The organism is Lentzea sp., from assembly GCF_035525475.1.
In the GTDB taxonomy this organism is placed as follows: Bacteria; Actinomycetota; Actinomycetes; order Mycobacteriales; family Pseudonocardiaceae; genus Lentzea.
Window position 1 is genome coordinate 1 of the sequence record NZ_DATLEC010000044.1, and the last position, 11,204, is coordinate 11,204.

The window sequence follows — 11,204 nt, forward strand, 5'->3', positions numbered from 1 at the left end:
GCGGCCTTGGTGGCGCGGTTGAACAGGTCGTGCAGCTCGGGGTACTTCTCGAAGTGCGGCGGCTTGAAGTAGTCCGTCCACAGCACCCACAGGTGGTGCTTGACGAGCTCGCTGCGCTGCTCCTTGATCAGGACGGCGCGCTCCCGGAACTCCGGGTCCTCGTTGGCCTGGTACTTCTCCTGGACCGCCTTGACCGACTCGGCCTCGATGCGGGCCTGCGCGGGGTCGTAGACACCGCACGGCAGGTCGCAGTGCGCGGTGGCTTCGACGCGCGGGCGGAGAATGCGCGACACGAGTCGCATCGTTCCTCCCAGAATGAAAACAGTGAATGCTCCGACAAGCAGAACCCTACTCCCGCCGACCGGAAGGTGATCGTTGAGACCACGACTCTCGACCGTGCTCGTCCGCGGGCCGTCGATGGCGCCCGCCCTCAGGGACGAGGACATCGTGCTGGTCAGGTGGGGTGTGACGCCCAAGGCCGGGCAGATCGCGCTCGTGCGGTGGGCGAGCAGGCCGGGGCAGCTGTCGGTCAAACGTGTCTCTCATCCTGTGGACGGAGGGTGGCACGTGGTGGGCGACAACCCCTTCGCGAGCACGGACTCCGAGCAGCTCGGGGCGGCCGAGGTGCTCGGAGTCGTCAAGGCCCGGCTGTGGCCGAGGCCCGGCTTCAGGCTTTGAGCGACGCGTACAGCGCCAGGCAGTCCTCGTAGCGCGGCAGCACGCCTGCCTCGTACGCCTCGGACAGGGTGGGGGCTGCGGTGTCCTTCTCCGACAACAGGAACTCGAGCTCGCGCGGCCACGGCAGGTCCAGCGCCGGGTCGAGCGGGGTCAGGCCGTGCTCGCCGGACGGGTTGTAGGCCGTGGAGCAGAGGTAGTTCATCGTCGTGTCGTCCTCGAGCGCGATCATCGCGTGGCCGAGGCCCTCGGCGAGGTAGACCGCGTTGCACTTCTGGGACGTCACCATCACGGCGTCCCACTGCCCGAACGTGGGTGAGCCGACGCGGATGTCGACGATCACGTCGATGAACGAGCCGCGCGGGCAGAAGACGTACTTCGCCTGGGACGGCGGGACGTCCGCGTAGTGGATGCCGCGGATGGTACCCGCGCGGGACACGCTGTGGTTGGTCTGGGCGACCCGGAGGGGATGGCCGACCGCCTCGACGAAGGCGGCCTCCTGGTACGGCGAGACGAACACGCCGCGGTCGTCGGGAAATGAACGAGGGGTGAACTCGAACGCGCCGTTGATTTTGAGCGGACTCGCCTGCATGCCGTCACTCTAAGGCGTCAAAGTTTCTTGACCGATCGGGTGCTTCCTGCCTGCGGAAACTGACCGGTCGGTTCAGAAAACCGGACGGACGTCTTGCTACATGCCCTCTGACCTGCGGAAAAAGTGTGATCCCCGCCGCAGACAGCGGCGCGCGGCCCTGCCACACTTCGCTTCACCCGCAACGCTCGGGCAGTTTTCCGCCGCAACTCGTCGGAGGACGTCGACTGAGCTTCCAGGCCCCGTGTACCCGGTGTGACAACGCTGGGACGGTGCGCCGTTTGGTGATGAGCCCATTTTGGGGCCACTACGCCGCCCGCACCGCAGGAGGGACGCCGTGACAGCAGTGAACGAAGCCCGTACCGAGAACTCCGATCCGACGCAGTTGACGGACGAGGAGATCTTCAGCGCGCACCTGGGCGGGAAGCTCGAGGTCGGCGCGACCGCCTCGCTCGCTGACCCGAAAGCGCTGTCCATCGCGTACACGCCCGGTGTCGCGCGAGTCAGCAACGCCATCGCGAAGGACCCCGCCCTCGCCGCGAAGTACACGTGGGCGCACCGCCTCGTCGTCGTGGTCAGCGACGGCACCGCGGTGCTCGGTCTCGGCGACATCGGCCCGAGCGCGTCGCTGCCCGTCATGGAGGGCAAGTCCGCGCTGTTCAAGACCTTCGGCGGCCTCGACTCCATCCCGCTCGTGCTGAACACGACGGACGTGGACGAGATCGTCGAGACGCTCGTGCGGCTGCGCCCGTCGTTCGGCGCGGTCAACCTGGAGGACGTGTCGGCGCCTCGCTGCTTCGAGCTGGAGCGCAAGCTCATCGAGGCGCTCGACTGCCCCGTCATGCACGACGACCAGCACGGCACGGCCGTCGTGTCGCTGGCCGCGCTCAACGGTGCGAACACGGTGCTCGGCAAGCACATCGGTGACCAGCGGGTGGTCATCTCCGGTGCGGGCGCCGCGGGCATCGCGATCGCCAAGATCCTCATCGCCGCCGGCGCCGGCGACATCACGCTCCTCGACTCGCGCGGCATCGTCCGCACGGGCAGGGCCGGTCTCAACCCCGTCAAGGAGGAGATCGCGGCGGTCACCAACAGGACGGACCTCGACGGCGGCATCGACGTCGCCCTGCGCGGCGCGGACGTCTTCATCGGCGTGTCGTCGTCCAAGGTGCCCGAGGAGCTCATCGCGAGCATGGCGGACGACTCGATCGTCTTCGCGCTCTCGAACCCCGACCCCGAGGTGCACCCGGAGGTCGCCGCCCGGCACGCCGCGATCGTGGCGACCGGCCGCAGCGACTTCCCGAACCAGATCAACAACGTGCTCGCGTTCCCCGGCATTTTCCGCGGGGCGCTCGACGCGGGTGCGCGACGGATCACCGAAGGCATGAAACTCGCGGCCGCCGACGCAATTCTGGCCGTCGCGAAAGATGATTTGGGCCCAGACCGAATTGTTCCCTCGGCGCTGGACCCGCGTGTCGGACCCGAGGTCGCCGCCGCCGTGGCGGTCGCCGCGAAGGCCGACGGCGTGGCCTGACCTGGGCAGAAGTCGAACCCAGGACCGGTCCGCATTTGCCACCCATTTGCATCTTCACGGGAACCGGAACCACGAACGTGGCTTTTCGTTAACCCGTGCAGGGGTGGGCGATGACGCTCCGAAGCGCTACCGTCCCTCTCCTCGGGTGTTCACTCGAGGAGAGGGATCGTGTTTGCCGCCGTTCGGGTGCCGTTGTCGTGCCCACCCGAATTGCCGCGGGCGGCGAATGCGGGAGAGGGTGGGTCGGTGCCCAAGTGGGTGGGACGCGCGACGGTGGTGAACGGCCGTGCACGGACGGCCGCGAAGCAACCGATGACGCTTGACGGGCTCACCTTGCCCGACGCGCCGTCGTTGCTCGTCGACACCAAGGGCGTCGTCATGCAGGCGAACCCGGCGGCCGTGGAGCTGGCCGGCGCGCAGGGAGCCGACGACCTCGTCGGGCACGCCCTGGGCGAGCTGCTCCTCGGCGACTCCTCCGACCTCCGCCTGTCCCGCGCGGACGGCACCGAGCTGCCGGTGCGCGTCGCCCGCCACGCCGTACCCGGGACGGGCCTGCAGGCCGTCCTGCTGATCGACGTCTCCGACCTCGCCGCCGCCGCGGACGCGTTGCGCGACGAACAGCGCCGCCTGCGCAAGGTGCAGCGGGTCGCGCAGCTGGGTTCCTGGGAGTTCGACCCCCTGACCGGCATGACCGTCTGGTCGGACACCCACTACGAGCTCCTCGGCATCGACCGCGGCACCGTCGTGCCGGGCGCGCAGGCCGTCCTCGACGTCGTGCACCCGGACGACTACCACATGGTCGAGACGTACTGGCACGGTCGCGAGATCACCGGCGACCCGATCGACATCGAGTACCGCATCATCCGGCCGGACGGCCAGCTGCGGTGGATCCGCGGTGTCGCCGAGGCGCGGCTGACCGACGCGGGCGGCCTGGACAAGATCACCGGCTACATCCGCGACATCACCGAGTCCAAGCGCGCGGCCAGCGAGCTCGCCCAGGAACGGGCGCGGCTGCTGGAGGCGCAGCGCATCGCCCGCATCGGCAGCTGGGCCTACGAGATCGGCACCCGTGCCGTGCACCGCAGCGAAGTGCTGATGGAGATGTACGCCGAGCTGGGCATGACCCCGGACGACGACCTGCTCAGCGGCGTGCACCCGGACGACCGCGAGGCCGTCAAGGCGATCCGGCACAGCCTGCTGCACGCGAGCGACGGCGAACCGGTCGAGATCGAGGTCCGCAGCGAGGTCGGCGAACGCGTCTACATGTGCCGTGCGCGCGCCGAGATCGCGCCGTCCGGACGCATCGAGCGCTACCACGGCACGATCCAGGACGTCACCGAAGCGCGTGCGCTCGAACGCCAGATGCGTGAGGACCGCCGAAGATTGGCGGACGCGCAGCAGGCAGCCCGCCTCGGCATGTGGGAGTGGAACCCGGGGACCGGCGAGGTCGTGTGGTCGGACATGCTCCGCGAGCTCTACGGCATTCCCGCCGACGTGCCGGGCGACTACCGGTACTACCTCGACCTCGTGCACCCCGAGGACCGCGCCTGGGTCGACGACCTGTGGCGCCAGCTCGCCGTCGACGAGGTCGCCGTGCAGTGCGAGCACCGCGTGGTGCGGCCGCTCGACGGCTCGACGCGCATCTTCCGCTGCCACGGCATGATCGTCCACGACGCGAGGGGCAAGCAGCTCGCCGTCGGCACCGCCCAGGACGTCACCGAGCAGCGCGCCGCCGAGGCCCGCATGAAGCGCTCGTCGCAGCGCTTCACCGACCTCGTCTCCGTCACCCCGGTCGGCATCGGCCTGTTCGACGAGGGCGAGCGCCTGGTCGACGCCAACGACGCGTTGTGCGACCTGCTGGGCATGGAGCTGGAGCAGCTGCGCGGCATGACCGCCGAGCAGCTCACCCACCCCGAGGACACCTCGCCGGGCCTGCAGTGGGCAGCCGAGCGCACGCAGAAGATCCCGCAGCGCATCTTCGTCCGCCCCGACGGCGAGAAGGTCTACTGCGAGCTGCACATCGCGCTGTCCGTGCAGGACGACGGCCGCCGCTTCTGGCTGATCGTGTTCCTGGACATCACCGAACGCCGCCGCGCCGCCGAGGCGTTGCGCCACCAGGCCACCCACGACGAGCTGACCGGCCTCCCCAACCGCGCGCTGGTGAAGGAGATCCTCGGCAAGGTGCTCGACGGCCCCGGCCGGTCCAAGGTCGCCGTCCTCTTCTGCGACATCGACAACTTCAAGCGCGTCAACGACTCCCTCGGCCACGACGCGGGCGACGAGCTGCTGGTGGCGCTGGCTCGCAGGCTGGAGGGCGGCCTGCCCGACGGCTGCACCGCCGCACGCCTGTCCGGCGACGAGTACGTGATCATCTCCGAGGACATCGACGCCGTGGGCGGCGTGGACGCCCTGGCGACACGCGTGGCGTCGTTGCTGCGCACCGCCGTCCCGGTGCACGGCCAGCTGGTCCGAGTCTCGGCGTCGATCGGCGCCGCCGTCCCGAACGGCTCACGTGCCAACGGCGCGGACCTGCTGCGGTTCGCCGACGCCGCGATGTTCGAAGCCAAGCGCAACGGCGCCGGCCGCGTCTCGCTCGCCTCGGCCGCGCTGATCGCCTCCGCGGACCGCCAGGTGCACCTCGAAGGCCAGCTGCGCGAAGCGTTGCAGCACGACGGCCTGGCCCTGCACTACCAGCCGGTCGTGGGCGTGGACGGCTCAGTCCTGACCGCCGAGGCCCTGGTGCGCTGGCCGCACCCGGACCGCGGACTGCTGCCGCCGGACGTGTTCCTGCCGGTGGCCGAGCAGGGCGACCTGATGCGCGAGCTCGACCGCTGGGTGCTGCGGACGGCGTTGAAGGAAGCCGCGACCTGGCCCGCGCCCGACGGCCGCCCGGTATCCGTCGCGGTGAACCTCGCCGGCCTGGTGCCGGGCGACCCGGAGTTCGTCGACATCGTGTCGACCGCGATCATGGAGTCCGGCGTCCCGTGGGAACGCGTGGTGCTGGAGCTGGTCGAGACGGCGTTCGTCGACCTGCCTTCGCGCGTGCGCCAGTCGATGGACGAACTGGTGAAGCGCGGCGTGCAGTTCGCCGTCGACGACTTCGGCACCGGCTACTCGTCGCTGGCCCGCCTGAAGGACCTGCCGGCGCAGATCATCAAGGTGGACCGGCGGTTCGTGTCCGGCGTGGGCAACGACTCGTCCGACTTCGCCGTCGCCCGTGCCGTCGTCGACATGGCTCGCGCCATGGGGCGCAAGTGCGTGGCCGAGGGCGTGGAGACCGCTACGCAGTTCCACGTGCTGCGCGGGGTCGGTGTGGACGCTTACCAGGGGTGGCTGTTCTCGCGGCCGGTGCCGCCCAAGGAGTTCCGCGCGATCCTAGCCCTCGGACCGCTCCACATACCCCGCGCTGGCTGAGATCTCCGGCAGCAGCGCCGCGATCCGGTGCTTGGGCAGGTCGATCAGCCGCAGGTCGAGGTCCTCCGACGCCACCGCGGCGTTGTCGACGATCTCGGCCGCCTGCCGCTTGGTCAGCACGCCCTGCGACGCCGTGATCAACGCCTCGCGCCACCCGTTGCGCAGCTTGCCGTGCGCCTTCATCAGCACCTCGCGGACCGTGCGGTCGCCCAGCGACAGAGTGCCGGTCAGCACCTGATCGGCGACGACGATCGTCGTCTTGGCGTCCGGGTTGTTGCGCAGGAACCTCAGCTTGAACCGCGTCGCGACGAGTTCCTGGAGCTCCTTCTGCCCTGCCTCCGACGACACCGCGGGGTGGTTGTTCGGCACCAGGCACGCCAGGCGCGCGGGCGACGACGACAGCAGCGTCCGCAGCAGCCACGGTCCCGGGTCCGCCGACAGGTCGACGGCCAGCGACGCCGCGCCCTTGCCGACGGGCTCGGCCCAGCCTGCGGCACGGGGCTTGGGCGGGGGTGAGGACTCCGGTCGCGGCGCCAGTTCGGACAGGGCGGCGAGAGCTTCCTGCGACGGGCCGGACGACTCCACGGACTGCGCGCCGTGCGTGTAGATCCGCGTCCCGCCGGCGACCGCGCGCCGTCCTGTCGGGCGGCAGACGTACAGGTCGGCGGCGGAGCCGATGGCCTGCGCGCCGTCGAAGCGGTGGAACGCGGGCAGGATCGCCTCGAAGACGAGGCCCAGCTTCTGCAGTTCCTGCTGGACCTTCAGGCCCAGCGCGGGCGTCCGGTCGGAGAAGCCGTAGGCGAGCAGCACGCGTCCCGAGGCGACGTCTTCCAGGGCCTCGACCGCGCGGCCGGCGAACAGACCCATGCCCTCCGGCGTGTACGGCGGGTCGCTGAACACGAGGTCGAACGACTCGAGCGCGGACGTCGGCAAGCCGAAACGCATGTCGCAGTGCAAGGTCCGGACGTCGAGGCCCCTGGCGGTGGCGCGGGAGTCGATGAACTCCAGCAGCCGCTCGTCGAGATCCACGACCGTGATCGACACGTCGGGGTTCACCGCGGCGACGGCCAGCGACGTCAGGTCGTGGTCGCCGAGGCACAGCAACCGCTTGCCCGCCAGGTCGTAGTTCGAGCTCAGCCACACCGCGCGGTTGAGAGCGGTCTCAGCGGTCGCCTGCACGTGGTCCAAGGAGGACAGAGGCGGTGGCACGTCGGCGATGTCCACGAGGATCTGCCGCAGCACGTCCGTGTGGTCGCGGACACCCGAAACCCCGAACTCGGCGCGGTAGGAGGCCACCAGGCCGGGTGCGATGCGGTAACGATCGTCTGAAGATTCGGCGTCGTCGCCCAGGGCTCTGAGCAGGTCCTGGACGGTGCGGCGGGGCACGGCGGGCAGGCGCACGAGCTCGGCCAGCGGGTGCCAGTCCTCACTGAGCAGGGACAACACCTCGCGGAGCTTGCGGGCGTGCACTCCGCGCTCCGACACCAACTGCCGAACCTGGTCGATCGTCACAAGCGGTAAACCATACGGCCTGCCACATCGTGGAACGTTGTGCCGGGGTAGGCCGAACGAGTTAAGGTCTTTGGGATCTACGTCCAGGGCGGTCCAAACGGGTGGCCGTCGCGACCGGAGGGATCTTCGGGTGATCGAGTTCCGGGCCGTCACCAAGCGGTTCGAGGACGGGACCATCGCTGTCGACGAGCTCGACCTCACGGTCGAGGCGGGCACCATCACGGTGTTCGTCGGTCCTTCCGGCTGTGGCAAGACGACCTCGCTGCGCATGGTCAACCGCATGATCGACCCGACGTCGGGCACGATCCTGGTGGACGGCAAGGACGTGCTGACCGTCGACCCGCCGACGCTGCGGCGCGGCATCGGCTACGTGATCCAGCAGGCGGGGCTCTTCCCGCACCGCACCGTGCTGGACAACGTCGCGACGGTGCCGCTCCTGTCCGGTTGGGACAAGCGCAGGGCCCGCACGCGGGCCGCGGAGCTGCTCGAGATCGTCGGGCTCGACCCGGCGTTCGGCAAGCGGTACCCGGCCCAGCTCTCCGGCGGTCAGCAGCAACGCGTGGGCGTCGCCCGCGCGCTGGCCGCGGACCCGCCGGTGCTGCTCATGGACGAGCCGTTCAGCGCCGTCGACCCGGTCGTGCGCGAGGACCTGCAGAACGAACTCCTTCGCCTGCAAGCGGAACTCGACAAGACGATCGTGTTCGTCACGCACGACATCGACGAGGCGCTGAAGATCGGTGAGCGCGTCGCGGTGTTCCAGACGGGCGGGCACCTCGCCCAGTACGCGAAGCCGGCGGAGCTGCTCAGCGCGCCCGCCAACGACTTCGTCGCCTCGTTCGTCGGCAGGGACCGCGGCTACCGCACGCTCACGTTCCTGCACGCCGAGGTGCCCGTACACCCCGTCACCACGGCCAGGCTCGGCGAGCGCGTCACCGTCTCGGACTGGACCCTCGTCGTCGACGACGCGAACCGGCCGAAGGGCTGGCTGTCCGGTGTGGACGGTGAGGTCGAGGTCAGCGAGTCCGACCTCGTCTCCGGCGGCTCCCTCTACGACGGCTCGACGTTGCGCGGCGCGCTCGACGCGGCGCTCAGCTCGCCGTCCGCGCTCGGCGTGATGGTCGACGACGCCGGCGCCGTGACCGGTGTGGTCAGGGCCGACGACGTGATCAAGGCTCTCGCGAGGGCCCGCGCGGCGGGCGAGGTCCCGAAGTGACCTGGATTCTCGAGAACTGGGAGAGGTTCTGGGAAGTCACCGAGGTGCACCTGCGGCTCTCCGTCGTGCCGGTGCTGGTCGGGTTCGTGCTCTCCATCCCGTTCGGGTGGGTGGCGAGCCGGTCCACGAAGGCACGCGCGGTGCTCTTCCCGCTCGCCAACGTCCTGTTCACGGTCCCGTCCATCGCGCTGATCGTGATCACGCCGGTGCTGATCGGCGTGAAGATCCTCGACGAGATCAACGTCATCGTGCCGCTGGTGATCTACACGGTCGCGCTGATGGTGAGGTCGGTCGCGGACGCGCTGTCCGCGGTGCCGGGCCACGTGACGGCCGCGGCGAACGCCATGGGCTTCCGGCCGTTGCGCCGGTTCCTGACCGTCGACTTCCCGCTGGCCCTGCCGGTCACGATCGCGGGCCTGCGCGTCGCGACGGTGTCGAACATCAGCATGGTGAGCGTGGGCGCGCTCGTCGGCCTCGGCGGGTACGGCCAGCTCTTCACCGAGGGCTACCAGACCGACAACACCGACAAGGTCCTCGCCGGTCTCATCGGGACGGTCGTGCTGGCGGTGCTCGCGGACGGGTTGCTGCTGCTGGCCGGACGTCTGCTCACGCCGTGGGCACGGGTGGGGAGGTGAGCTGAGTGGGTGGCTGGCTCTTCGACCCCGCGCACTGGTCCGGTTCGACCGGGATTCCGGTGCGGCTGGCGGAACACTTCGGCTACACGGTGCTGACGCTGCTGATCGCCGCGCTGATCGCGATCCCGCTCGGCGCGTTCGTCGGTCACACCGGCAGGGGCGGCTTCGTGATCGTCGGGCTCTCCAACGCCCTGCGGGCGTTGCCGACGACGGCGGTGCTGATCCTCGTGGTGCTGTGGGCGGGTCTCGGTGACTTCCCGGTGTACGTCGCGCTGGTGCTGCTGGCGATCCCGCCGATCATGGCGGGCACCTACGCCGGCGTGCGCGCGGTCGACCCGGTGACCGTCGACGCGGCGCGGGGCGTCGGCATGCGCGAGACGGGTGTGCTGCTGCGCGTGGAGATCCCGAACGCGCTTCCGTTGATCTACGGCGGTTTCCGCGGCGCCGCGCTGCAGGTCGTCGCGACCGCCACCATCGCCGCCTACACGGGCGCCGGTGGTCTCGGCAGGTTCGTCTTCGACGGCCTCGCCCTGCAGGAGTTCGGACAGATGCTCGCCGGCGCTGTGCTCGTGGCACTGCTCGCCGTTCTCGTCGACCTGGGTTTCGCCGGCCTGCAACGGCTGACGGTCTCGCCAGGGCTGCGTCCAGCTGGAACCGGAGGAAAGAGATGAAGCGCATCGCGACAGCCGTCGCCGCGGTCATGCTTTTGTCGGCGTGCGGTGGTGACCCGCTGACGGGCGGCGCCGACAACCCGGCCCCCACGGACACCATCGTCGTGGGATCGGGCAACTTCACGGAGTCGCGCCTGCTCGCCGAGATCTACGCGGAGGCCCTGTCGGCCAAGGGCGTCAAGGTCTCCAAGAAGCTGAACATCGGCAACCGCGAGCTGTACTACAAGGGCGTGCAGGACGGCTCGATCGACCTGATCCCCGAGTACACCGGCGTGCTCCTCAAGTACGTCAACAAGGACGCGCAGGAAGTCGGCTCCGACGAGGTGTACGCGGCGCTCAAGAAGGCCCTGCCGCAGAATTTGACCGTGCTCGACAAGTCGGAGGCCGAGGACAAGGACGCGGTCGTCGTCACCAAGCAGATCGCGGCCCAGTACAGCCTGAAGTCGATCGACGACCTCGTGCCGTACTGCAAGGAACTGGTGTTCGGCGGTCCGCCGGAGTTCCAGAACCGCCCCGACGGCCTGCCCGGCCTGAAGACGAAGTACAACTGCGAGTTCAAGGAGTTCAAAGCCCTCGACGTCGGCGGCCCGCTGACCGTCGCCGGCCTGAAGGACAACACGGTGCAGGCGGCCGACCTGTTCACGACGGACTTCGCCATCAAGGCCAACGAGTTCGTGGTGCTGGAAGACCCGAAGAACGTGTTCGCCGCGCAGAACGTGCTGCCGCTCATCAACGAGAAGAAGGCGTCGCAGCAGGTGCGCGACACCCTCAACGCCATCTCGAAGAAGCTCGACACGAAGACGCTGCTGGAGCTGAACCAGAAGCTGGCCGGTCCGGACAAGCCGGAGCCGGAGAAGGTCGCCAAGGAGTGGCTCGCGTCCGCGGGCATCTGACCTGCGTCTGAGAACCGCCGGCCCGCAGTCACTACGGCTGCAGGTCGGCGGTTTTCGCTTGTACGGCC

General features: G+C 69.6%; 10 protein-coding genes. 7 read left to right on the forward strand and 3 right to left on the reverse strand.

Features of this window, described 5'->3' with window-relative positions:
- Positions 1 to 302: superoxide dismutase, Ni (gene sodN / locus VM306_RS07125; protein WP_325512199.1), on the reverse strand; the 302-nt coding region annotated here is incomplete at its 3' end.
- Between the two features lie 73 nt (positions 303 to 375).
- Here sodN and VM306_RS07130 point away from each other — a divergent pair.
- On the forward strand, positions 376 to 678 hold the full coding sequence (locus tag VM306_RS07130) for a S24 family peptidase (protein WP_325512201.1): 303 nt from the start codon (positions 376 to 378) through the stop codon (positions 676 to 678).
- On the opposite strand, the gene VM306_RS07135 is transcribed toward VM306_RS07130, so the two are convergent.
- A complete protein-coding gene (locus tag VM306_RS07135) occupies positions 668 to 1,267 on the reverse strand; it encodes a dTDP-4-dehydrorhamnose 3,5-epimerase (RefSeq protein ID WP_325512203.1) in 600 nt (199 codons plus the stop codon). The two genes, VM306_RS07130 and VM306_RS07135, sit on opposite strands and share 11 nt — an antisense overlap.
- A 334-nt stretch (positions 1,268 to 1,601) precedes the next feature.
- On the opposite strand from VM306_RS07135, the gene VM306_RS07140 reads away from it, so the two are divergent.
- Both VM306_RS07140 and VM306_RS07145 read left to right on the forward strand, forming a co-directional pair.
- Positions 1,602 to 2,798: an NAD(P)-dependent malic enzyme gene (locus VM306_RS07140; protein WP_414672339.1), complete on the forward strand. Its 1,197-nt coding sequence runs from the start codon at positions 1,602 to 1,604 to the stop codon at positions 2,796 to 2,798.
- Between the two features lie 246 nt (positions 2,799 to 3,044).
- Positions 3,045 to 6,212, forward strand: a complete 3,168-nt coding sequence (locus VM306_RS07145) for a bifunctional diguanylate cyclase/phosphodiesterase (RefSeq protein WP_325512205.1) — start codon at positions 3,045 to 3,047, stop codon at positions 6,210 to 6,212.
- On the opposite strand, the gene VM306_RS07150 is transcribed toward VM306_RS07145, so the two are convergent.
- Positions 6,174 to 7,724: a bis-aminopropyl spermidine synthase family protein gene (locus VM306_RS07150; RefSeq protein WP_325512207.1), complete on the reverse strand. Its 1,551-nt coding sequence runs from the start codon at positions 7,722 to 7,724 to the stop codon at positions 6,174 to 6,176. The genes VM306_RS07145 and VM306_RS07150 overlap by 39 nt on opposite strands.
- A gap of 130 nt (positions 7,725 to 7,854) precedes the next feature.
- Between VM306_RS07150 and VM306_RS07155 the strand changes: the two genes are divergently transcribed.
- Genes VM306_RS07155 through VM306_RS07170 form a run of 4 tightly spaced genes read left to right on the forward strand, consistent with a single transcriptional unit; the run spans position 7,855 to position 11,136 of the window.
- Positions 7,855 to 8,937 (forward strand): ABC transporter ATP-binding protein, encoded by a 1,083-nt coding sequence (locus VM306_RS07155; RefSeq protein ID WP_325512209.1) that lies wholly within the window; start codon positions 7,855 to 7,857, stop codon positions 8,935 to 8,937.
- Positions 8,934 to 9,572 (forward strand): ABC transporter permease, encoded by a 639-nt coding sequence (locus VM306_RS07160; protein WP_325512211.1) that lies wholly within the window; start codon positions 8,934 to 8,936, stop codon positions 9,570 to 9,572. The genes VM306_RS07155 and VM306_RS07160 overlap by 4 nt, the downstream gene beginning before the upstream one ends.
- A gap of 5 nt (positions 9,573 to 9,577) precedes the next feature.
- On the forward strand, positions 9,578 to 10,243 hold the full coding sequence (locus tag VM306_RS07165) for an ABC transporter permease (protein WP_325512213.1): 666 nt from the start codon (positions 9,578 to 9,580) through the stop codon (positions 10,241 to 10,243).
- Positions 10,240 to 11,136, forward strand: a complete 897-nt coding sequence (locus tag VM306_RS07170) for an ABC transporter substrate-binding protein (RefSeq protein WP_325512215.1) — start codon at positions 10,240 to 10,242, stop codon at positions 11,134 to 11,136. Before VM306_RS07165 ends, VM306_RS07170 begins: the two co-directional genes overlap by 4 nt.
- The last annotated feature ends 68 nt before the right edge of the window (positions 11,137 to 11,204 follow it).

Excerpts from the sequence above, each read along its gene's own strand:
- VM306_RS07135 (WP_325512203.1), bottom strand. The coding sequence starts at position 1,267 with ATGCAGGCGAGTCCGCTCAAAATCAACGGCGCGTTCGAGTTCACCCCT.
- VM306_RS07170 (WP_325512215.1), top strand. The coding sequence starts at position 10,240 with ATGAAGCGCATCGCGACAGCCGTCGCCGCGGTCATGCTTTTGTCGGCG.